The organism is Actinoplanes sp. ATCC 53533, from assembly GCF_003947245.1.
Genome location: NZ_QHHV01000153.1, coordinates 22,167 through 44,209, shown reverse-complemented (window position 1 = coordinate 44,209; position 22,043 = coordinate 22,167). Strand labels below are relative to the sequence as shown.

General features: G+C 72.5%; 23 protein-coding genes. 8 read left to right on the top strand and 15 right to left on the bottom strand.

Features of this window, described 5'->3' with window-relative positions:
• The 7 genes from DMB66_RS41005 to DMB66_RS40975 all read right to left on the bottom strand — a co-directional run.
• On the bottom strand, positions 1-484 hold a 484-nt coding region (locus tag DMB66_RS41005), incomplete at its 3' end, for a hypothetical protein (RefSeq protein ID WP_148112806.1).
• The gene (locus DMB66_RS41000) at positions 481-900 is read right to left on the bottom strand and encodes a hypothetical protein (protein WP_125809522.1); all 420 of its coding nucleotides are present in this window, start codon (positions 898-900) and stop codon (positions 481-483) included. The genes DMB66_RS41000 and DMB66_RS41005, both read right to left, overlap by 4 nt.
• A 194-nt stretch (positions 901-1,094) precedes the next feature.
• A complete protein-coding gene (locus DMB66_RS40995) occupies positions 1,095-1,430 on the bottom strand; it encodes a hypothetical protein (protein ID WP_125809521.1) in 336 nt (111 codons plus the stop codon).
• A gap of 16 nt (positions 1,431-1,446) precedes the next feature.
• Positions 1,447-2,601, bottom strand: coding sequence for a hypothetical protein (locus DMB66_RS40990; RefSeq protein ID WP_125809520.1), 1,155 nt, complete (start codon positions 2,599-2,601; stop codon positions 1,447-1,449).
• The gene (locus DMB66_RS40985) at positions 2,598-2,912 is read right to left on the bottom strand and encodes a type VII secretion target (RefSeq protein WP_125809519.1); all 315 of its coding nucleotides are present in this window, start codon (positions 2,910-2,912) and stop codon (positions 2,598-2,600) included. Before DMB66_RS40985 ends, DMB66_RS40990 begins: the two co-directional genes overlap by 4 nt.
• Positions 2,909-3,277 (bottom strand): YbaB/EbfC family nucleoid-associated protein, encoded by a 369-nt coding sequence (locus DMB66_RS40980; protein ID WP_125809518.1) that lies wholly within the window; start codon positions 3,275-3,277, stop codon positions 2,909-2,911. The genes DMB66_RS40985 and DMB66_RS40980 overlap by 4 nt, the downstream gene beginning before the upstream one ends.
• A gap of 140 nt (positions 3,278-3,417) precedes the next feature.
• On the bottom strand, positions 3,418-4,725 hold the full coding sequence (locus DMB66_RS40975; RefSeq protein ID WP_125809525.1) for an AAA family ATPase: 1,308 nt from the start codon (positions 4,723-4,725) through the stop codon (positions 3,418-3,420).
• 109 nt (positions 4,726-4,834) lie between these two features.
• On the opposite strand from DMB66_RS40975, the gene DMB66_RS40970 reads away from it, so the two are divergent.
• On the top strand, positions 4,835-5,848 hold the full coding sequence (locus tag DMB66_RS40970) for a beta family protein (protein ID WP_125809517.1): 1,014 nt from the start codon (positions 4,835-4,837) through the stop codon (positions 5,846-5,848).
• On the opposite strand, the gene DMB66_RS40965 is transcribed toward DMB66_RS40970, so the two are convergent.
• On the bottom strand, positions 5,845-6,549 hold the full coding sequence (locus DMB66_RS40965) for a hypothetical protein (RefSeq protein ID WP_125809516.1): 705 nt from the start codon (positions 6,547-6,549) through the stop codon (positions 5,845-5,847). The two genes, DMB66_RS40970 and DMB66_RS40965, sit on opposite strands and share 4 nt — an antisense overlap.
• Positions 6,550-6,661: 112 nt before the next feature.
• Between DMB66_RS40965 and DMB66_RS40960 the strand changes: the two genes are divergently transcribed.
• Entirely contained in the window at positions 6,662-7,513 is an 852-nt protein-coding gene (locus DMB66_RS40960; RefSeq protein WP_125809515.1) for a bifunctional DNA primase/polymerase, read from the top strand.
• Between the two features lie 89 nt (positions 7,514-7,602).
• Entirely contained in the window at positions 7,603-9,408 is a 1,806-nt protein-coding gene (locus DMB66_RS40955; RefSeq protein ID WP_125809514.1) for a SpoIIE family protein phosphatase, read from the top strand.
• On the opposite strand, the gene DMB66_RS40950 is transcribed toward DMB66_RS40955, so the two are convergent.
• The 3 genes from DMB66_RS40950 to DMB66_RS40940 are packed head-to-tail and all read right to left on the bottom strand — an operon-like array spanning position 9,385 to position 12,523.
• Entirely contained in the window at positions 9,385-10,884 is a 1,500-nt protein-coding gene (locus tag DMB66_RS40950; protein WP_125809513.1) for a hypothetical protein, read from the bottom strand. The genes DMB66_RS40955 and DMB66_RS40950 overlap by 24 nt on opposite strands.
• Positions 10,881-11,942 (bottom strand): hypothetical protein, encoded by a 1,062-nt coding sequence (locus DMB66_RS40945; RefSeq protein WP_125809512.1) that lies wholly within the window; start codon positions 11,940-11,942, stop codon positions 10,881-10,883. Before DMB66_RS40945 ends, DMB66_RS40950 begins: the two co-directional genes overlap by 4 nt.
• Entirely contained in the window at positions 11,939-12,523 is a 585-nt protein-coding gene (locus DMB66_RS40940) for a hypothetical protein (protein ID WP_125809511.1), read from the bottom strand. Before DMB66_RS40940 ends, DMB66_RS40945 begins: the two co-directional genes overlap by 4 nt.
• Positions 12,524-12,677: 154 nt before the next feature.
• On the opposite strand from DMB66_RS40940, the gene DMB66_RS40935 reads away from it, so the two are divergent.
• Positions 12,678-12,962, top strand: a complete 285-nt coding sequence (locus DMB66_RS40935; protein WP_125809510.1) for a DUF427 domain-containing protein — start codon at positions 12,678-12,680, stop codon at positions 12,960-12,962.
• 39 nt (positions 12,963-13,001) lie between these two features.
• Here DMB66_RS40935 and DMB66_RS40930 read toward each other — a convergent pair whose 3' ends face one another.
• Complete coding sequence (locus DMB66_RS40930) at positions 13,002-13,334, bottom strand: hypothetical protein (protein WP_125809509.1); 333 nt, start codon at positions 13,332-13,334, stop codon at positions 13,002-13,004.
• Between the two features lie 543 nt (positions 13,335-13,877).
• On the opposite strand from DMB66_RS40930, the gene DMB66_RS40925 reads away from it, so the two are divergent.
• From DMB66_RS40925 to DMB66_RS40915, 3 genes are all read left to right on the top strand, one after another.
• The gene (locus tag DMB66_RS40925) at positions 13,878-14,636 is read left to right on the top strand and encodes a transposase (RefSeq protein WP_233625206.1); all 759 of its coding nucleotides are present in this window, start codon (positions 13,878-13,880) and stop codon (positions 14,634-14,636) included.
• Between the two features lie 86 nt (positions 14,637-14,722).
• Positions 14,723-14,878: an FxSxx-COOH cyclophane-containing RiPP peptide gene (fxsA, locus tag DMB66_RS64505; protein WP_233625205.1), complete on the top strand. Its 156-nt coding sequence runs from the start codon at positions 14,723-14,725 to the stop codon at positions 14,876-14,878.
• 6 nt (positions 14,879-14,884) lie between these two features.
• Positions 14,885-16,765 carry an HEXXH motif-containing putative peptide modification protein gene (locus DMB66_RS40915; protein WP_199752917.1) on the top strand — a complete coding sequence of 627 codons (1,881 nt, stop codon included), beginning with the start codon at positions 14,885-14,887 and terminating at the stop codon, positions 16,763-16,765.
• A 439-nt stretch (positions 16,766-17,204) separates the two neighbouring features.
• Here DMB66_RS40915 and fxsT read toward each other — a convergent pair whose 3' ends face one another.
• A complete protein-coding gene (gene fxsT, locus DMB66_RS40910; protein WP_125809506.1) occupies positions 17,205-19,625 on the bottom strand; it encodes an FxSxx-COOH system tetratricopeptide repeat protein in 2,421 nt (806 codons plus the stop codon).
• A 102-nt stretch (positions 19,626-19,727) separates the two neighbouring features.
• Between fxsT and DMB66_RS40905 the strand changes: the two genes are divergently transcribed.
• Entirely contained in the window at positions 19,728-20,045 is a 318-nt protein-coding gene (locus DMB66_RS40905) for an STAS domain-containing protein (RefSeq protein WP_125809505.1), read from the top strand.
• A 7-nt stretch (positions 20,046-20,052) separates the two neighbouring features.
• Here the strand turns inward: DMB66_RS40905 and DMB66_RS40900 are convergent, their stop codons facing one another.
• Together DMB66_RS40900 and DMB66_RS40895 are read right to left on the bottom strand one after the other, a co-directional pair.
• Positions 20,053-20,589 carry a snapalysin family zinc-dependent metalloprotease gene (locus DMB66_RS40900; protein ID WP_125809504.1) on the bottom strand — a complete coding sequence of 179 codons (537 nt, stop codon included), beginning with the start codon at positions 20,587-20,589 and terminating at the stop codon, positions 20,053-20,055.
• A 93-nt stretch (positions 20,590-20,682) separates the two neighbouring features.
• Positions 20,683-22,005 carry an MFS transporter gene (locus tag DMB66_RS40895; RefSeq protein ID WP_125809503.1) on the bottom strand — a complete coding sequence of 441 codons (1,323 nt, stop codon included), beginning with the start codon at positions 22,003-22,005 and terminating at the stop codon, positions 20,683-20,685.
• Between the last annotated feature and the right edge of the window lie 38 nt (positions 22,006-22,043).

Genomic DNA, 22,043 nt, shown 5'->3' with positions numbered 1-22,043 from the left:
TGTCGGGTTGAGCCACGATGTTCTCGGCGTAGCGCATCTGCTCGCGCGCCTTTTCATCGAGTTCGTCCTCGGCATTGTCCCACCAGCCAGGCACCCAGTCGTCGTTCTTCTCGAGATACGACCGGTACAGCGGCTCGACCTTCACCTTCGCCTGCCGAAGCGCTTCGAGCACCTGACCCAGCGCGCCAGCGTTCGAATCGGCGATCGTCTTGTTCTCCGCCATGTTGAAGAGCAGGTCGTCGATCATGTCGACGAACGCCGCCGCAGCCTTGTTCTTCCCCGGAGGCCACGCCTCGATGAGGGCTTCCTTGGCCAGTTCCAGCCGCTTGCGCTGATCGTTCAGCAGTCCCGCCATCGACCCCAGCGCCGCGACCTGGCGCCAGGATTCGGGGTCGTCCTCGTTCTCGACCATCGCCCAGATCCGCGGCGTGTTGTAGGCCGACCACGCGGTCTTTCCGCTGGGGAGAAACGTGCCGTCACTCACGAAGTCTCCCCGTCGTCTCGGGTGTCGGTCAGCGGCCGGCCGTCGGGATAGCGGGCTGCCTGAGCCTGGTCCGTGGCGGTCGTCAGCATGTAATTGATGTTGTTGATGCTCCGCGCGGACTGATCGTCCACGGCACTGAAGTCCTTGGCTGCCTGCTCGGCCGCCACGGCCAAAATCCGCGCCGCCTCAACGAACCTGGTCAGATTGGTGAGCGAGTTGGCAAGCGCCTTCGCGTAGTTCTCCTTGGCCTGCAGCACAGCCTCGCTGGCGTTCTTGGTGCCGAAGGTGATGCCCGCGGAGAACGACTGCTTGGACCGATCCACATCCAGCGGGTCCACCTGCTCGGCATAGAACCGCACGTCCCCGGCGAACTCGGTGAGGCCGCCCGTTTCCACGTGAATCGAGCCGTCACCCATCGCTGCCTCCCGTGTCGTTCCAGCCGCGGACCCGCAGAGGATACCGATGACGGCGGACAATCCGTCACCCCGCACGTCACCCTCCGACAGGGACACGTCCCCCGCCCCGAACCGGTTCACCGGCAAGCGCAAGTCCCGGAGAAGGTCGCACCCTCGCCTGGCTCTCTCCGGCAGCGCTCACTCCGCCTGGGCGGTCAGGGCTGTTCTTCATCGGATTCGGGAGCCGGATCCGGTGGCAGGAGGACCACGTCGGGAGGCACCGCGGCGTCTTCCTCTTCCTGCGTCGCGTCGAAGGGCAGCATCTCCGCGCCTGGTGGAATTCCGACCCGGGAGAGGTAGATGCCCTGACGGCAGTCGGGGCACCAGACGATCGCTGTTCCGATCCGGGTTTCGGGATCACCGGTGTAGGACACCCGCACGCGGCCGTGCTCGCTGTTCGGGCACGGCACAGTCACCTCCGCAGGCCACGCCTCGCTTATCTTCAGGAAGGCCTGGTACCAGGACTCCCACAACCGCTGCGCATCGGTCATTGCCGCCAAGGGGTGCTCACTCTCCGTCGAGTAGGTGTTGGTGTTCCTGCCACCACTGACGCTCGTACGCGTAGGCCCGCTCTTCCCAAGCCCGCAGCTCTCTCGGTTTGTACGGCACCGGCAGGCCGCTGCGTATCTCTTCCAGGTGGAACCGCTCGTGGGCCAGCGTGCGGGCGAGCTGTTCCTCGTCGACGAAAGCGTCCCTGGTGAGCGTGATCCTGCCGTCCGGGGTGGTGATGCCGTAGAGCTCCCGGCCCGGGCCGCCACCGCTTCGGGACTTGGCGATGATGATCCGCACGCCCGCCACGTCGATGCCGAACTTGGCGGCTATCGCTTCCACATTCTCCATGGTCATGAGGATCTTCTTGCCGTTGCGGACGATGCCGTCACCGGAACGGTGCAGCGCTGGCTCGGCGGCGCCGCCGCGACCCTGCGGGCGAAGCTGCCGCACTGCCGATTCCAGGCGGGTCATCGCTTCGGCGAGTTTGCGGAGGCTGGCGATCAGGGATCTCAGCCACCGCGCGATCCTCGCCCCCCACGAAGCGCACAGCGTCGTCACCTGCTCCACCACCAGCGGCGTCGCCAGCCCGGCCGTTGCGATCAGCTCGACCGCATACCCGATCAGCCGGGAGACCACCGTCGCCACCGCGTCTCGCACCAGCAGGCGAACCGCGCCGATCAGGGCGCCCGCGGCCTCCGTGATCAGGGCCATCGTGTCCGCGGCGCGGGCCAGCGTGTGCAGGGTCTGCTCGCGGCGGGCGGCCCATTCCCGGTATGCCGACGCCGCCGCTCCGGACCAGTCGTCCAGATCGACCCGGACCGCGTCGGCCAGTGATCGCGCGTTGCCGGTCAGCGCGCCGGCGACGTTGCGCCACGTTTCCGCGTGCGCCGTGATCTGGGCCGGGTCGCCGGCCAGCCAGTCGAGGGCTTCGGACAGCGGGCGCACGTGCTCGATCAGCCAGGCGATCCCGTACTGCAGCTGCGCGCCTGCCGGGTCCGACACCAGGGCCAGGCCGTCCAGGCCTGCGCCGACCGTGCCCAGGGTGCCGTCGATCCAGCTGCCGTTCTGCACCCCCTGCGCGATCAGCTCGATGTCCTCGGCGATCCAGATGCCCGCCCATGGGCTCTTCGGAGCGTCGACGCGATCGGCGATCAGGGGATTTTCGGTCACATGCCGTCCCGGATCCTCGCCAGGGCCTGCCGGCTGGCCTCGTCTGTGGCCGCGTAGGACTCCGCGGTGGCGCGCAGGCGCGCGCCGGTGTCGTCGAGCGTGTCCGCTGCGGATCTGATGCCGTCGACCACGACGTCCTGCAGGGCGCCGAGCATGACCGGGAGCATGACGCACAACTTCCCGTACGCGTCGGAGCCCGGCCGGACCGCGGCCCCCGCCTCCGCCGCCGTGGTCACCTGGTCGCCGATGGCTTCGACGTGGCTGGCATGGGCCACCAGGTCCTGGGGGCGCACCCCGAATTGGCCGGTCATGGCCGGCGCCGGGTGAGCGACGCGAGCACGGCCTTGCCTGTCTCGGAGTCGGCGCCGACGGTCTCCTCCGTGACCGTGGTGGCCTGCGCGATCAGGTCTGCCTGGGCCGCGGCGAGGGTGGCGAGGATCTGCCGGGCAGTCTCCGCGGCCGGTTTTCGGCGCACCGCCTCGTCGAGCTCGAGACCGGTCATCGCGCCGTCGGGGCCGATCGTCACGGTGACGAAGCCGTCGTCGCTGCGGGCCGAGGCGGTCAACCCGGCGAGCCGGGCGGCGAGGTCGCGGGCCCGCGCGGCGCGCTGCTCGAATCCGGCTTGCCAGTCGTCGACCATCCGCTCGGCCGCGCCGAGGTCCGATCCATCGAACATGGACCCACCGTAATACCCAGGTCCGACAAATCACGGCCGACGATGAAGGGCCACCCGATGAAGGGCCAGGCAGCGGAGGTCCGGGCGGTGAAGGACCAGGCAGCGGGGGTCCGGGCGGTGAAGGGCCAGCCGGTGAAGGGTCAGCCGGCGGGGGTCCGGGCGGCCAGGTGGGCGAGCATGGACTGGTTCGCCTCCCAGCCGTCCGGGAACTTCACCGGGACGCCCAGGTGGACCGGTTCCGTAGAAGGGTGGGCGTCCAGCAGCTCGGCTATTCCCGCTCGGGCGACCACCACGCAGGCGTGGCGGTGGCGGGAGGTCAGCACGCACAGCCGGCCCGATTCCAGGTGGAAGGCGGTCGCGTCGCGGCGGCCCGACAGTGGGTGCAGGACCACCGTCAGGTCGTACTCGCGGCCCTGCAGCCGGTTTGCCGTGTCCACCGTGATCTCGCGGGCGGCCGCCGGCAGGAACGACCTGATCGCCGCCACCTGGTCGCGGTGGGCCGCGCCGATCGCGATCCGGTCCGCGGTCAGGGGCGTCGATCCGGTCTCGGATTCCGCCAGTGCGCCGCGGGCCAGGGCGCGGGCCGCGAGCAGCGCGCAGGCCGCCGCCGCCTCGGCGTCCGTGCGGACCGTGTAGCGGGCCGGGAGTTCGTGCAGGCTCCATCCGGTGGCCGCCGCCACGTCCAGCACCCGGTCCAGGTCCGTTTCCGCCGGCTCGGTGAACGTCAGCCGGCGGTCCGCCGGGCCGGTGCCCGAGCGGAAGCCGGTGAACGGGTAGAAGGCGGCCGCGACCACCGGCGCCGCCGAGGCCGGCAGGCGCCAGGAGACCGGCAGGCGGTGCACCGGCAGGGTCGGGTTGTGGCGCAGCAGGACGGCCACCGCGCTCTGCATCGGGTCCCAGCTCAGGCCCGTCCAGCGGTCGACCTCGACCGTCGAGAACGGGTCGAGCTGGCCCGGGTCGCCCACGAACAGGGCTCGTTCGAAGCGGGGCGCCACCCGCAGCAGGGCGTCCGAGCGCATCTGGTACGCCTCGTCCACGATCGCCCACGGCCAGGTTCCCTCGGTGACCGTGGCCCACTTGGCCGCCGTGCCGATTGTCACCGGGGGGCCGCCCAGGTCCGGGACCTTCGCGCCGACGCGGCACGACGGGTGGGCCCGGACGCGTTCCGAGGCCGCGTAGTCGACCGCGGACAACCGGCCCACCGACAGTGTCGGGTGTTTCGTCCCCAGGCGCTCAATCAGGTCGTCCACTTGCTCGTTCGTCTGCGCCACGATCATCAGGGTGGCGCCCGTGGCGGCGAGCACGCCGGCCGCGCGTACCACCAGGGTGCTCTTGCCCGCGCCGGGCGGTGAGTCGACCACCACGCCGCGCTGGTCGGAGGTCGCGAGGTCGTGCAGCACCGCGTCGACGACGCGGGCCGCCGCCTCGGCCGGGGACGGGAGAGTCATGGTCACCGAAGCACGGTATCCCGTCCTGCCGGGACGCCGGATCTTCACTTGGGGTGAGGAAAACCCTCCACATTGTCACCCGTCGGATATCTGACGCTACTTTGAGTAAATGACCGATGGTGTCTACCGTCCGATTCTGCGGCCGCGGCGTGGCGAGCTCGCCGCCCTGCATCACCTCGATGCCGCCACCGCGAGCCGGGTCATGCCGATCATCGAGCTCGTGCCCACCGACCGGCTGCCCCAACTCGTCCGGCAACTGCCGCCCCGGACCGGGGCCATCGCCGTCGACCTGAGCTCGGTGGGCGAGGCCGCCGACCCGCTCTGCTCGCCATCCCTCGATCTCGCCGAGGACCTGGCCGACATCGGCGTCGCCCTGCTGCCGGTGCTGCGGGCGTACGACAGCCGTCGCCGGCTGGTGGAGCACGGCCTGGCCGCTCGCATGCACCTCGGGCGGGCCGTGCTGCGGCTGCAGCCGCACCGCGACGCCCGCAATGCCGCCGCCGCGACCGCGACCACCGACCGGCTGCTGGCCGGGGCCGGCCTCCCGGCCGAGCGGGTCGACCTGGTGATCGACCTGGCCGAGACCGCTTGCGCCGCGCACGCGGACCGGTTCGAGGAACGGGCCCGGCACGTGCTGCGCTGGGCGCGTTCCGTGCCCTGGCGGTCGGTCACCGTCGCCGCCGGGGCGATGCCGCCGAACCTGGACGATCTGCCCACCGACGAGGCCGTCCCGGTCGGGCGACTCGACGCACAGGTGTGGGCGCGCCTGTCGGAACCGGGCGTCGGCTATGCCGACTACGGCGTGACCTCACCGGTACGGCGCCTGGGTGTCAACCACCGCCAGCTCCCGACGCTGCGCTACACCGCCGATCGCGACTGGTGGATCTACCGGTGGGCGCGGCGCGGCGGGCGCAGCGACGACCGGTGCCACGACCTGTGCCGGACCCTGGTCGGCTCGCCACAGTGGCCGCCCGCCGGGCCACACTTCTCCTGGGGCGACGCGCAGATCGCCCGGCAGGCGCGCAGCGCTCGCGGCGGCGGCAGCGCGGCGAACTGGATCGCCTGGAGCACCTCCCACCACATCGCCCACGTGCTGCAGGCGCTGCCTGGGGCCGGTTCCTAGCCGAGGTGCCAGGTGGCGAGGACGTCGATCGTGGGATACACGAAGATGATGTCACCCGAGGCGTTCGGCACGTCGAAGACGACCGTCGTCCGGTAGGTGCGGCCCGCGACGAGCCGGCGGACGAACGCGCCGTAGTCCTTCTCGCAGCTGCTGCCGTAGACCGAGTTGAACCGGGTGCCGTCGGCCTGCTGGAAGCGGAACGCATAGTCGCTCACGTCCGGCTCGCCGGAGAGCACCTTCACCTGCAGCTGCGTCGGTAGATAGCCGCCGTGCTCCGGTTTCTTCGCGTACGAGTCGCAGCCGGTCTTGCGGAACTTGCGGGCCCGGACCGTGATCTCGAACTTCGCTCCCCGCTCGCCCTCGACCACGAACTTCTCGCCGTTGGCCAGGCGTTGCGGCCCGATGCGCTCCAGCAACGGCCCGGACGGCTCGGCCGGGCTCGGCACCGCCGTGCTGACGGGATCCCCGGCCGGCTTCGGGGAACGGGAGACGGAGACCGTCACCTGCTCGGCGCGGTCGTAGGCGTCGACGGTGAGGTAGATCACGGCAATGGTCCCGGCCAGCAGCAACGCCAGCCCACCCGCGAAGTACGCCGTGACGAGCCGGCGGGAGAGCGTCGGGCGGCCGCTCACGACCGGCCGCATCCGCGCCGGAACTGTGTCGTCGGCCGGCGGCTCGATCGGTGGCACGTCCGCAGGCACGGGATCGGATCTCCTCGAACGGTGGCGATTGGTGCGAGCGCAGCATAGAGGCCATCGACAAGCGGCGCGATCAGGGCTGCGCGACTCGAGGTTCTTTCGTACACTTGTGCCAATGCTGCTCGATGCCGCTCTCGCGTACGCCCGGCACGGGATCCCGGTCCTGCCGGTGCACTCGCCTGCGGCGGACGGGTCCTGCTCGTGCGAGCGGCCCGGCTGCGAGCGGCCCGGCAAGCATCCGCGGCTGCGGCGCGGCCTGACCGACGCCAGCGTCGATCCGCGGCGGATCGAGATGTGGTGGGCACGCTGGCCGGCGGCGAACGTCGGCCTGCGCACCGGCATCGTGATGGACGTCGCCGACGTCGACTCGCCGGCCGGCTGGCACGGCCTGCGGCAGCTGCTGGGCGACGCGATGCCGGCGGGCCCCCAGGTCCGCACGGGCGGCGGCGGCTGGCATTTCTGGTTCCGGCCGCTGGGGCACGGCAACCGCGTCCACCTGCTGCCCGGGGTCGACTGGCGCGGTGCCGGCGGCTATGTGGTCGCGCCCCCGTCCCGGCACGCCGACCGCACCACCTACTACTGGGTGACCGGCCCGGGCGCGGAGCCGGCCGAGGCAACCGATGCGCTGCGTGACCTGATCGCCGGCCCGGATCCCCCCGCCCGGCACGACGACGGCGGCCGGATCGCCCATCCGGATCGCTACGCCTCCGCCGCCCTGGCCGCCGAGGCCGACCGGGTGGCGCGCGCCCGGGTCGGCACTCGAAACGACACGCTGAACAGGGCGGCATACGCGCTCGGCCGGCTCGTCGGTGCGGGCCTGCTCGACGCGGCAGTGGTGACCGACGAGCTGACGGCGGCGGCCCGCTGGGCCGGGCTCGGCCGGGCGGAAACGACCCGCACGATCCGCTCGGGCCTGCAGGCCGGCCGCCGGCAGCCGCTGGACGCGGGGCGGCTCAGCGTGGCCTGACCCAGCGGGATCCGGCGGCCCTGCCGACCCGGCGGGCGGCGGGTAATCTGGCTTGTCGGACCGCCGGGGTGGCGACGCTGGGAGGGCGCATGGCCGAGCACGTCGAGGCTGCCGCGACACCGGCGGACGGCCTGGCCGATCGCGCGCGCCTGCGATCCCTGCAGCGGGTCTGCGTCGGCGCCGAGCCGGACGAGGCCTTCGACCGGTTCGCGAGCCTGGTCAAGCGGCTGCTCGGGGTCCCGATCGCGTTGATCTCCCTGGTCGACGACGAGCGCCAGTTCTTCCCGGGCCAGGTCGGCCTGGCCGAGCCGTGGGACGCCAAGCGCGAGACGCCGCTGACCCACTCGTTCTGCCAGCACGTGGTCATCGAGGGTGCGGCCAAGGTGTTCCCGGACGCGCGGATCTACGCGCAGGTTCGCAACAATCTGGCCATTCCCGACCTTGGCGTGGTGGCGTACGCGGGGATGCCACTGACCGATGCGGACGGCCGCACGCTGGGCTCGCTCTGCGCGATCGACACCAAGCCGCGCGCGTGGACCAAGGCGGAGCTCGAGACCCTGCACGACCTGTCCCAGGCCTGCTCGTCCGAGCTGCGCCTGCGCATCTCCCGCGAGCTGGCCGACGAGGCTCGCCAGCAGGCCGAGAGCGCGCACGAGCAGCTCGCGATGCTGGCGGAGCTGACCGAGACGCTCGCCACCATGACCGACATCGACGCGGCGCTGAGCACGCTCGGCACGGCGCTGACCCCCCGGCTCGCTGACTGGTGCCTGATCTCGCTGGTCGGCCCGGACGGCAGGCTCCGGCACGTCGCCGCCGCCCACCACGATCCGGACCGGGCCGCGGACGTGTCCCGCTTCGCCCAGCTGATGACCACCGGCCTCAACGCCAAGTCGATCGTGCTGGCGGTCCAGAGCACCGGCCGGCCGATCCGCCGCGACGGCGAAAACGCGGCCAACATCCTGGAACGCACCACTGATGCCGAGCTGGCGACCATCGCGGAGCGGCTGGGCTACGCCGCGTTCCTGGTCGCACCGATCACCGCGCCGGTGAGCCACCGGGTGCTCGGCTCGATCACGCTGGTCAACGGGCCGTCCCGGGAGTCCTTCACCGACGCCGACGAGCGCACCGGGACGGACATCGGCCGCCGCGCCGGCCTGGCGATAGACAACAGCCGGCTCTACCGCCAGCAGCGGCACGTCGCCGAGGTGCTGCAGCAGAGCATGCTCACCGAGCTGCCCACGATCGACGGCATCGAGCTGCACGCCCGCTATCTGCCCGCCCAGGACGGCGCGGCGGTCGGCGGCGACTGGTACGACGCCTTCACCCAGCCGGACGGATCCGTGATGCTGGCGGTCGGCGACGTATCCGGGCACGACATCGAGGCCGCCGCGACCATGGGCCAGCTGCGCAACCTGGTCCGCGGCGACGCGTTCGGCCGCGACGACGAGGCGGGCCCGCTGCTCAGCCAGCTCGACCAGGCCCTGCGTGGACTGCGGGTCCCCGCGTCGGCCACGGTCGTGCTGGCCCGGTTGCGCCGGGAAAGCGACGCGTACACGCTGTCGTTCTCCAACGCCGGTCACCCGCCGCCGCTGCTGCTGTTGCCGGACGGCTCGGTCGAGGTGTGGTGGACGACACCGGAGCCGCTGCTCGGCCTGGTCCTGCGCAACGAACGCGCCACCCACAAGCGCACGATCCCACGCGGCGCCACGCTGGTCCTCTACACCGACGGCCTGGTGGAGACGCCGGGCCGGCTGATCGACGACGGCATCGCCCTGGTCGAGCGGGCCCTGCGCGACAACGCGGGGCTGCCGGGCGAGGAGCTGTGCAGCCGGCTGCTCGACGCGGCCAGCCGCCGCGCGGACGACATCGCCCTACTGCTGATCCGCCTGCTCTGAGCCCGGCTCGTCCGCCCGCTCCGAGGCGGCGGCGAAGGGCTGCTCGACGACGGGCGGGCCGCCGTGGGTCCAGGGTGTCTGGTCCGGGTCCGGGAAAGCCCCGCCCGGCCGGTAGGCCTCGCTCAACGTCGTCAGCAGCAGCCGTTCACCCACCTCGGGCACGCTGCCGGGCTCGGCCACCAGCCGGCGGCCCATGCCACCGGAGAGCTCCAGCAGCACCTCGGTCTTGTGCTCGTCGACCGCCGTCACCGAGATCACCACCGCCTTCTGGCTCGGCCGTCGCGGCGACGTCAGCGTGGCGCCCCGCTCCACCCGTACCGGTTCGGTGGTCACCACCATGATCCGCGGGCGCAGCACCGGCCGCTTGCCGCTGTCGTCGATCCGGTCCGCCTTGGCCAGGGTCACGTCGCCGACGAACGCCGCCCCGGTGAGCCGGTGCTCGGCCATCACCAGCGGGTCGTCGAAGGCGCGCTGGACCGCGTACCGGGTGGCGGCGTTCTCCAGGCGGTGCAGCCGGGCCGCGGCCGCGACCGCGCCGTCGCGGCGAGGCTGCGGCGGGCCGCCGTCGGCGAGGTGCTGCACGAAGCCGGAGTACGTGTCGCGGTCGCTGTCCCAGCGGCCGGCCACCCGGGCGCCGGGCGGCAGCTCACCCAACAGGTCGAGGCAGCGCCACATCAGCTCCCAGGTGGGCAGCAGCTGCGCGCGCAACACCCCGGTCAGGGCCGCGACGTCCGGCTCCGCCGTGGACATCAGCGGCGCCAGCACGTGATTGTCGAAGGCCGGGTCGGTGGCCGGCCCGGCGGGCGGAAACAGCGCCGGATCCTCGGCGGCCAGCGCCGCCTGCCCGCCGGTGCGGCCCGGCGGCGGGCAGATCCAGCCGAGCAGGGCCGCGAGCTGGGCGTCCTCCGCGCTGCTCTGCCCGGTCGCCCAATGCAAACCAAGCGCCTGTACGGCGTTGAGCAGCAGCGACGATCCCGGCACCTCCGCGGCGTTGGCGAAGAACGTGAGCCAGCGCCCGAGCAGCGGCACCGACGGCGGCACCGCATATTCCCCGTCGATGCTGCGGAACCGCGTCGACCGGCCGAACAGGCGCAGGAAGTCGACGCCGCCGGTGTTCGGCACCCAGAGCTGGGGCGCGTCGGTGAACCTGTGCCGCACGTCGCGGCCCCGGTCGACGGCGACGGCCTCGGTCGCGCCGGCGAAGCTGTCCACGTAGGGCACCAGCACGTCGGCCAGTTCGGCGGCGAAGGCGAAGCGGTGGTCGCGGTTCCGGGGCTGCGCCACGATCAGCAGCCTGGGCGCCGACCGGTCGGTCCCGGCCAGCGCCGCCAGCGGGGCGTTCGCCTCGCCGGCCATGGCGAGCGGGATGAGCACCAGCGGCCGGGGGTGCACGTGCAGGTGGCGGACGGTCGCGATGGGCTGGGCGCGGCCCGCGACGAAGGCCTGCGCCCGGGCGAGGGCGGTGAGCGTGCTCACAGCAGCTCGGCCCGCAGGCGGGCCGCGGCCTGCAGCAGCGCCGCGGCCTCGACCTGTTCCTCGGTCGGTGTCGCGGTGCCGGCGGCCAGCGCGAGCGCCTCGGCCAGCGTGTCCACCCCGCCGAGCGCCTCGCGGACCGGCCGGCCGAGCGCGGCGGTGCCGCCGGCGGCCTCGTGCCGGCAATAGACCGCCAGCTCGCAGGCCGAGAGGCACTCGGGCGCGTAGCGGGCCTCGACGTGACCCAGCGCGGCGATCAGGTCGGCGGGCGGCAGCGCCAGGTCGAAGCTGACCGACTCCGGCAGGGCCGCGGCCAGCGACGACACCGAGGCCAGCCGGGTCAGCTGGCGCTTGAGGGTGGCCAGCTGCTTGCGGACGTCGAGGACCACGGCGGCCGGCTGGAGCGAGAAATTCTCGGTGCAGACCAGTACGACGTCGTGGCTGACCAGCGCGGGGTCGTGGCCGAGCTCCTCCAGCAGCCCGCGCAGCGCGAGCACGTAGACGGCCGCCTGCACGGCCGCCGCCGAGACCTTGGCGCTGTCGGCCTGCCCGTCCACGATCGCGAACGACTTGATCTCCACGACGTGCAGGCGGCCCTCGGCCTGGAACGCGATCAGGTCCGGCTCGAGGAAGACCCGCTGCCCGGCGACGTCGAGGGTGAGCAGCGGATGGTCGATGAGGGCGGCGCCGGCCGCGTCCGCGAGCAGCCTGCGGGTCCGCCCGTGCCGGGCCGTGAGCGTGTCGTCGGCGTCCTCGCCCAGGTCGTCGTAGGCGCCGGACGCGTCGAGCCGCAGGCATTCGGCCAGCACCGAGCGCAGCAGCGCGCAGTCGTCCGCCTTGAGCATCGCCTCGAAGCCGTTGCCGCGGGCCAGCGCGAAGCGGGACTGCCCGAACCTGCCCGGGAAGCCGATCTGTTGAGACAGCTTCGGCTTGTCGACCCCGGCCGCGTCGAGCACGGCCCGGCGGGTGCAGCCGGGGTTGCCGGTGAGGGCGGCGATCGTTCTGGCGTTGTGCCGCTTGGCCGGGACGCCGCCGCGCAGCCGATCGAGGCCGGCGGTCACGCGCGGCCCCGCTGGTGCGGCAGCCGGGGCACGCCGAAGAGCCGCTGCCGCTCGTCGAGCTCTTCCCAGCGCCGCACGGTCTCCGCCGGCAGGGGCGCGACCGGGGCGGCGGCGAGCGCGGAGCGGGCCGCGTCGGCGAGGGCGGCGGGGCGCTGCACGGCGTGCGCCTCCGGGCCGCCGGGCACCTCCTCGGCGAGCCGGCGCAGCAGGGCCGTGGCGGCCGCGCCCACCGCTTCGCGCATGGCGATGAATTCGGCGATCCGGACGATAGCCGCGAGCAGGTCGGCGCGCGGGACCGCGACGCGGCCCTCGACCGGCCAGACCGACAGGGTGAGCAGGCCGCGGGCCGCCGTGAGGTCCGGCCGCAGGGCAGGACAGATGCGGTACGCGGTCACGTCGCCGGCCTGGTGACCCCGCTCCTCCTCGCGCAGCAGCGCAGCCAGCGCGGTCACGGTGAGGTCCCCGTCGAACAGCGCGCCGTGCACCTCCACGACGAGTCGGGACGAGGCCGGCGCGCCGATCAGCAGCAGGGCACGGCGGGCCTGCTCGCGGGCGCTCGGCAGCGTGCTCAGGCTGGTCATGGTGACCGCTTTTCCTCGGGGGGTTGGCGGATTCGACTCTAGATCTTCGTACAGCACGGCGGCAATGTCCGGACGACTCATCACGTTTCACCCACGGGAGGCGAATAAACCGCGCGTATCGGACAGTTCATGAGCGGCGCGCTACGTTCGGAGTATGCCGAAGGCCATCTGGAACGACGAGATCATCGCCGAGAGCGACGACACCGTGGTAGTCGAGGGCGTCACCTACTTCCCGCGCTCCTCGGTGCGCGAGGAGGTGCTGCGCCCATCTGACACGCACACCGTCTGCCCCTGGAAGGGCAAGGCGTCGTACTACACCCTCGAATCCGGTGAGCACGTCACGCCGGACGCGGTCTGGTTCTACCCCGAGCCGAAGCCAGACGCGAAGGCCGTACGCGACCGGGTCGCGTTCTGGAAGGGCGTCAAGGTCGAGGTCTGAGGCTCACCGCCGGCGCGGACTCCGCGGGGTCCGCGCCGCCTACCCGATCCGGGGATGGGCATCCTCGATCGCCGAAACCTCCAGATAGTCGAGCATGTCAGTCTGCTCCGCGTCGCCCAGCGCGTAGAACGCCTCGTAGGCCGAGGACCGCGAGTGCGGCGTCTCCGCCGCCAGCAGCGCGATGATCGCCGACCACGCCAGCGAGACCCGGTCGAAGAGCCGCGCGGTGCGCAGCGAGGTGAGCCGGCTCAGCATCGCGACCTTGGTCGCGGCGTCGTCGTCGCCCGCGATCCGGTCCGACAGCTCGAAGAGCGCCTTGCCCCGGTAGGGATGCTCGGCCTCGACCAGGCGAGCCAGCTCGGCGTTGTCCATCCGATCGACGGGCGGGGCGGGGCCACGGCGCGGCAACCGGGGCCGGGAATCATCAGCGGGCACGACTGTCCCGCCCACTCTCGAAACCCACTCCCGGCACCTGGTGCGGCAGGGTGGGGCGGCTGGAAAACCTGGGGAACGGTGGCGCCGGCATCACCGGGACATCCGGCTGTGCGGAGCCACCCTCGGGGCCGCCGGCCTCCTCGACCGCAGCGTCGACCTGATCGTGCACCTCGTCCCCCGTGTCCTTCGCTTCCTCCGCGTTCCTTCCCAGCACAGTTTGTCCTCCGTTGCCGACTTTCGCTGTGTTGGCGTTCCTATGAGATCACGCCGGGTCAACCCCGGCGAGCGCAGCGTCCGCGAACGCCCGGACATCACCCGACCCGACGACCGCCGTAATGTTGCGGCAATACATTGATCGTTACTGGCCGACAAACAGTGCCAGCCCTGATCGAGGGGTTGGCGCCGGGGTTCCTGAAATGTCGCACCGCTAGCCGATACTGATCACGTAATGCCGAGGGAAGGGGGTTGAGCGTGAAGTCGATGCAGGCCTATCGCTTCGCGTTCGACCTCACTGCTGCTCAGGAGCGTGCGATGCTCGCGCACGCCGGGGCGGACCGCACGGCCCACAACTGGGCGCTGGCCAGGGTGAAAGCGGTGCTGGATCAGCGGGCCGCGAAACGCTCGGACGGCCTCGCCGAGGACGTGGCCAACCCGCGGCGCCTGGACGCCGCCCAGGTCCGGCTGCGGTCGCTGGGCCGGGCCCTGTCGCGTAAGGCCGGCCCCGACCGGCGAGCGCGTAAAGATCCGTCGAAGCGGTGGCTGCGGGCCAAGGCCCGGCTCGGTCGGACGCACGCCAGGGTGGCGAATCTGCGCCGCGACGGGCTGCACAAACTCACCACCAGGCTGGCCCGCCGGCATGCCACGGTTGTGGTGGAGGATCTCAACGTCGCCGGGATGCTCCGGCACGTCGCCGACGCCGGGTTACGCCGGCAGTTGGTGTGCAAAACCTCGCGGAACGGCGGTCGGCTGGTCGTGGCCGATCGGTGGCATCCGTCCAGCAGTGGTGTCGAGCGCATCGACACCTGTGCCAGCTCCGGGCTGGTCCTCGATCGGGATCTGAACGCCGCGCGCAACCTCGCCGCCCTCGTGGCGGCTGAGGTGAGCACCGCCGGGAGTGGCCCGGTGGCAGGACGTGGAGCCATCCGCAAGACCCGCCCCGGCGGGCGGGAGGCTGAGAAGCGTCTACCCGGCACCCCGCACGCGGGCAAGACCGGGACCGTGGGCAGGACTGCCGCATGAGCGCGATAGAACACTCAACGGCAACGGTAGGTTCCGTGGACGAGGGCACGAGCACCACAGGTGCGGCACCCGAGTGGCGATCTGCCATGGTCGACGTTACCGTGCTGTCGCTGGCGGAACTCGCCGCCGACGGCACGCCGGGGGCGGCGGACGACTCGGCGCTCGCCCACAGCCTGCGCCGGCTGGCCGACGACCTGGCCCAGCCGGGCGAGCCGATCGCCGGCTTCAACTCGGCGCTCTGAGCCGCGATGACGGGCACCGTGGCAGCGGGGCAGGCAGTGCGGCCCGGTCCCGGCCGCTCCGCGGTGGCCGCCCTCCGGGTGCACCGGCTCAGCGACGCGGCGTTCGCCGCGCTCGGCGCGGGCCGCCCGGACGCCGCGACGCTCGCGGAACTGCGCCGGGCCCAACTCAGCCGGCATCTGCTCCTGCTCCGCGAGATCGTCGCGGCCGTGGACATCCCGGGGTACGCGGCGCTGGCGGCGGCCGAGCGAGAGCACCCGGCCCGCGTCCGGGCACTGCTCGCCCGCCCACTGGTCGGCGTCTGGGCCGTCCGATGCCTGAGCGCCCTGCGCGCCGGCGAGTCCCCGCCGAAGGCCCTCCTCGGCTACCTGTCCACCCTGTCGGCCGAAGCAAGGCTGCCGACCGAAGCACGCCCGACAGCCGGACCCGGACTACCGGCCAGAGCCGAACAATCGGCCAGAGCCGAACAACCAGCCGCACCCGGACAACCAGCCACACCCGCACAATCAGCCACACCCGCACAATCAGCTACACCCGCACAATCAGCTACACCCGGACAACCAGCCGGAGCCCGGCCGGTCGGCGATGCCGGGCGGATTCCCCGGCAATCCCGTGGGTCGGCGAGCTTGGCGGCAAGGCACCTCACCGCCACGCACGGCGGGTTGTCGATCTCCGTGCGGATGGAGGACCGTGACCCGCTCCGGGCCGGCCTGGGGCTGACGCCGACACCCACGCTGACCGCCGCCGGGCTCGCCCGCTGGCAGGAGGCCCTGACCGGCGCCTGGCGCCTGCTCGTCGAGCAACTCCGCCCGGACGCCGAGGTGCTCGCCGCCGTACTGGACTGCATCGTGCCGGTCGAGCCCGACCCGGCCGCTCGCGGCATCAGCGCCACCTCGGCTGACGCGTTCGGCGCGGTGGCGATGTCAGAGCCCGCCGACGCCACCGCGCTCGCGGTCGGCCTGCTGCACGAGACCCAGCACAGCCTGCTGAACGCCGTGCAATACCTCTTCGACCTGCACGAGCGGCCGGACACCCTGGGCTACTCGCCGTGGCGCGACGATCCCCGGCCGGCGACCGGCATTTTGCACGGCGCCTACGCCTATCTGACCGTCACCCGTTTCTGGCGGGCCCTCCGGGCGGATCCGCTGGCGGCGTTCGAGTTCGCCCGCTGGCGGGCCGCCGTGGCCACCGCCACGGACGACCTTCTCGCCGGGGGCACGCTGACCGCCGCCGGCACCCGATTCGTGGCAGCGCTGCGGTCCGAGGTGGAGCCGTGGCTGGCCGAACCGGTGCCGGCGAACGTCGCGCGGCTCGCCACCGGCGCCAACGCCGATCATCACCTGCGCTGGCGGCTGCGCAACCTGCACGTGCGGCCGCGGGACGCCCGGCTGCTCGCCGACGCGTGGTCGCGAGGCCGGGCCGCGCCCCGGGTCAGCGCCGAGTTGCGGGCGGCGCCGCGCCGGGCGTTGGAGGCCAGCAACCGCCTCGACCTCATCCACGCCACACTGCGTGGAGAACACGCAATGCCGCAAGGAGAGCACGCCACACCCCGCGGAGAGCACGCCACACCGCGTGGAGAGCACGCCACACCCCCCGGTGAACACGCCACACCCCGCAGAGAACACGCCACACCGCACAGAGAGCCGGCGCCGGCCGGGGCCATCGACGGCGACCTCGCCTACGTGCGAGGCGACGAGGCGGCGGCGCTGCGGGCGTACCGGAAAGGGGTGGTTCTTGATCCGGGGAACGACGCGGCCTGGGCCGGGCTCGCGCTGAGCGGCGGTGGGGGCGCCCTGCGGGCCGCGCCGGAGGTCGTCGCCGCGGTGTATCGCACGCTGGGTGACCCGGCCGTCGACCCGGTGGTCCTGGCCGGCTGGCTTTCCGCCTAAATGGATTACTCCAAGGGGTCGGTGGTCGCGGCCGGCCAGGGATCGCATGATCGGCCCCGGGTCACCGACCCAGAACCAACGTTGATGCGTGCGGGCGCCGAGGGCACCGCTACAAGATCCAGCCGCGGCTTGAGCAGGCCTGTGGGGCGTGATCGCCAGATCAGCGTATGGCGATCGGCTGGCGGCCCAGTCGCGCAAAAATCTCCAAGCAGGACCAAAATCTGACCAAGACCAATCGAAGCGGTCGCCCGCGTTTCGGATAAAGGCGATTTAACAGCATCTGATGCCCGCTGCACCAGGGTGCCGCCAGGCCCTTCCGCAGCCAGTGACGGCTCCGGGCGCAGGTCTCGGTTGCCTGCCGTCCCGCATGATCATCTGACCGGGCATGGCGGCGCCGCGCGGCGAGGTCCAGGTTTCGCGTTCGCGGGGTCGGCACTCCCTAGAGCGGCGGCGGCTCGATCTCCGTTTCGAGGCGGACTCCCGCCAGCGCCCGGGACACCAGCGGGTGGCCCTCCCCATGGGCTTTCTGCAGCTCCTCGATGGCGAGGTGCATCGACGGCTCGTCGCCGACGTCCAGCGCCACGTTGAACGCGCACGCCAGCGTCTCCGGATGCGCACCGCCGCGCAGCGCCCGGGAGCGGGACACCGTGTCCAGGGCGATCTCCCGGGCCCGCTGCGCCTCGCCGGTGGCGATCAGATCGGCGGCGAGGCCGTTGGCGCAGCTCAGCGTGAACGGGTGGTCGGCTCCGACGCTACGGCGCAGCCCGCCCAGCGCCTCGGTGTCGATCGTTCGGGCCTCGGTGAACCGGCCGGTGGCGCGCACCACCCCGGCCAGATCGGCCGCCGCGGCCAGGGTGAACGGATGCTCGTCGCCCAGCACCGCGTGGTAGCGGGCCACCGCTCGTTCCAGCAGCCGGTGCGCCTCGTCGAGGTCGCCGTCGTCGCGGGCGCAGTTGGCCAGGGACACCAGCGCGCCGAGCGTCTCCACGTTCAGGTCGCCGAACTTCTGCCGGTATAGCTCCACGTTGGTCGCGGCCAGTTCGCGGGCCTGTGGCAGGCCGCGGCGCCGCGTCGCGATGGCCGCGAACCGGCCGGCCCACAACGCCATCGGGTGGTCGGCGCCGAGCGCGTCGGCGTGCCCGGTGGCCAGCAGGGCGGTGGCGCCGGCGTAGTCACCGAGGCCGATCAGGTCGAATGCCAGCCCGGCCCGCGAGGAGAGCGTCTCGGGATGCTCGTCGACGAAGATCATCTGACGGTGCCGGAGCACCTGCTCGTCCAGCGCTCGGGCACCCCGGAAGTCGCCGAGCAGCCGCAGGTCGACCGCGAGGTTGTTGGCGCAGCGCAGGGCGGTCGGGAAGCTCTCGCCGAACAGCCGGCGGTAGCGGACCAGGTTGTCCGCGTCGAGCTGGCGGGCCTGGCCGAAGTGGCCCTGCATCCGCAGGTCGGCGCCGACGCTGTTCGCCGTGGCCAGGGTCGTCTCGTCGTCGCCGCCGAGCACCTCGCGCTGCGCGCGCAGGGTCTGCGCGTTCAGGGCCCGGGCATCCGCCGTGCGGCCGACCGCCCGCAGCGCGTTGGCCAGGTGGAACGAGGCCAGCAGGGTCTGCTCGTCGGTCTCGCCGAGGCTGTCGCGCCAGCGGGCCACCGCCTGCGCCGCCAGGTCACGGCTGGAGTCCCAGTCGCCCCGGGCGTACAGGAAGCGGATGCAGTTGATCACGAGCTGGCGGATCTCCTCGGCGTCGGCGCCGAGCACGTCGGAGTGGACCAGGTGCGGGACGATCGCCGCATACCGGGGCCAGTGGGCGGGATTGTCCGGATCGCCGGGGTCGGCCGCGGCGAGCATGGCGCGCACCGAGCGCAGCAGGGCGGCGTGCCGCTCGGAGCTGAGCTGCTGGCCGAGCATGCCCCGGACCAGCGGATGCACGAGCACGCTGTCGCCCGGCGGGTCGAGCTCGGCGAGCCCGTGCCGGCCGATCATCCGCAGCGCGGCCTTGAGCCGGCGCTCGACCCGGACCGTGCGGGCCAGCTCCGGCGACACCGCGCCGCGGGCCGCCCAGAGCAGCTCCCACGACACGGGCGCGCTGGCCAGGAACGCACACAGCTCGAGCAGCTCGAAGGTGGCCGGCGACGCCTCGGCCAGCGCATCGGCGGCCAGCCCCCACGCCACCCGGATCGGGGTCGGGAACGCCAGCTCGGCGGTCCGCTCGTCGTAGCGGCGCAGATAGTCGCCGACGCTCCAGCCGGTCGCCGTGCGTACCGCGGCGGCCTGGTCCAGCGCCATGGGCACGTCGTCGAGGCGCTCGGCGAGCTCCTCCGCGTCGGCGGTGGACAGCTGAGCGTTGCGCCGGCGCAGGAAATCCACGCTGTCCGTCCGGTCGAACACCGGGACCGGAACCGCCTGCGCGATCTCGGAGGTCCACCGCGGATTGCGCGAGGTGACCAGCACATGCCCGGCGCCGCTGGGCAGGTACGGCTTGATGTCCTCGGGCCGGTTCGCGTTCTCGAAGACGACCAGCCAGCTGCGGTACGGCTCCCCCCGGCTCAGCGCGTCGCGGACCGCGCCCAGGGTCCGGTTGATGTCACGGGCCTCGGGCAGCTTGAGCTCGCTGGCGAGCCCGACCAGCGCGGCGCGCATGCCGGCGGTCTGCTCGGCCGGAATCCACCACACCAGGTCGTAGGTGTCGGCGTACCGGTAGGCATACTCGACGGCGAGCTGGGTGCGCCCGGTCCCGCCGAGCTGCTGCTCGGCGGAGGGCAGCAACGCGACGGGGCCGTTGCCGAGCAGCTCCCGCACATCGGCGAGCAGGCCTTCACGCCCGACGAAGCGAGGATTGCGCGGCGGCAGCCCACCCCGGATCGGCACGCCGCCTCCCACCCGTGACTCGGCCATCTACTGTCGCTGTGCCGATTACCGTACGTGGAATCATCACCACAGCGAAAGCTCGCGCCGAACGGAAAGGCCCAGGTGCCAGAAGAACCCGTAACCAGCCTCCACCGCGACGCCGACGTGGTCACGGTGCGCCTGCACGGCGAGGTCGACGTGCAGAACGTCGACCAGGTGCGCGTTTGCCTGGCCGAGGCCCTGCAGGGCCGCCCGGGCACCATCGTCGTGGACCTGGCGGCGCTGTCCTTCATCGACTCGACCGGCCTGGGAGCGATCATCTTCGGCTTCCAGCACGCCCGGGACGCGGGGGTGGGATTCCAGCTCACCCAGCCGAGCCAGGGGGTGCGCCAGACCCTGGTGCTGAGCGGCGTGCTGGAAGTGATCGAGCTGCGCGATTGAGCTGGGCTCAGCCGACCCAGACGTATTCGCGGGCCGGGATCGAGGTCGCCGCGGCCGTGCGGAAGGCGTTGTTCACCGCAGTCGCCTCCGCCGCGCTCGGGTTGGCGTTGCGGCAGGAGACCGGTGCGCTGCTGCCCGACATCAGGTCCGTGCAGAGACCCGTACGGCGGTCCGGCAGGCCGAGAAGATGGCCGAACTCGTGGGCCGCGATCCGGGGCGGGTAGTAGCCGTCGTTGACCGCCTCGCGGCCCATGTACCAGCGGCCGTTGCCCAGCGATGTCGTGTAGGCGCGCGGCCAGCCGTTGTCCGCGTACACCCGGATGTTCGGGGTGCGGCCGGCCGGGACCGGCTGGAGCTGGACGTTGGTGACCCGGCTGTTCCAGATCTGGGCGCCCTGGTCGACGACCGCGATGAACTCCTGCGCCTGGCTGGCGTCGTAATACAGGATCCGGGGCGCCGCGGCGGCCGGACCGGCGGTGCCGACCTGGATGCCGATCAGCATCGCGACGGCTACCAGCGCGGCGGACAGTCTGTTGCGCAGCATCGAGAACCTCCCTGGGGTGGTGGGACGGGGTGCCCCACACCGTAGCCAGAAAGAGACAGTTATCGATTGATTGCGGTCATACCGGTTGCCGCCTCATGATCGTGTGATGGCCGCGCCTTCGGCCGGGAAGGCGAGGCCGATGCCGGGGCCGGCCGGTCCGGCTTGCCGGCGGCGCTTGCCGAACAGCAGCATCAGCGAGAGCAGCGACGCCGCCAGGGCCAGCGCGCCCGCGGCATACCAGGCCGCGTCGTAGTCGCCGAGCCGGTCGCGGACCAGGCCCGCCGCGGTGGCCGCGATCGCCGCGCCGAACTGGTGCGAGGCGAAGACCCAGCCGAAGACCACCGCGCCGCTGGTGCCGAAGTATTCGCGGCACAGCGCGACCGTCGGCGGCACCGTCGCGACCCAGTCCAGCCCGTAGAACAGGATGAACACCACCATCGAGGGGTGCGCGGTCGCCGCGAACAGCGACGGCAGCACCAGCAGGGACAGCCCGCGCAGCGCGTAGTAGCCGCCGAGCAGCCAGCGGCTGTCGACCCGGTCGGTGAGCCAGCCGGAGGCGATGGTGCCGACGATGTCGAAGAGGCCGACCAGCGCGAGCAGGCTCGCCGCGGTCGTCTGGGTCATGCCGTGGTCGTGCGCGGCCGGGATGAAGTGCGTGCCGACCAGCCCGTTGGTGGTCGCGCCGCAGATCGCGAAGCCGCCCGCGAGCAGCCAGAACGGCCGGGTCCGGGCGGCCTGGCCGAGGGCGCGCAGGGCGGTGCGCGCCGCGCTGCCGGGCGCCACCGCGGGCGGCGCCGCCGGGTCGTCGGGCCCCGCACCGTACGCGGTCACCCCGAGGTCGGCGGGCCGGTCCCGCAGCCGCCACCAGACCAGCGGAACCACCGCCAGCGCGACCGCCGCCACCGTGAGCGCGGCGACCCGCCAGCCGTGGTCGCCGGTCAGCCGGGCCAGCACCGGCAGGAAGACCAGTTGCCCGGCCGCGCCACCGGCGGTCAGCACGCCGACGACCAGCCCGCGCCGGGCCGCGAACCAGCGGTTCGCCACGACCGCGACGAAGGCCAGCGCCATCGAGCCGGTGCCCAGGCCGACCAGGACGCCCCAGCAGAGGATCAGCTGCCAGGTCTGCTGCATGAAGACGGTGAGACCGCTGCCGGCCGAGACCAGCACCAGCGCGCCGGCGACCACCCGGCGCATGCCGAACTTCTCCATCAGCGCCGCGGCGAAGGGCGCGGTGAGCCCGTACAGCAGGAGGTTGACCGAGACGGCCGCCGAGATCGTGCCCAGCGACCAGCCGAACTCGTCGTGCAGCGGCTGGAGCAGGACCGAGGGGGTGGCACGGAAGCCGGCCGCCCCGACGAGCGCGATGAAGGCGACGCCGGCGACGAGCCAGCCCGGATGGAGACGACGAGAGGTCACCCCAGCATTGTGCGGAGCCGGAGCCGGACGGACGAGTG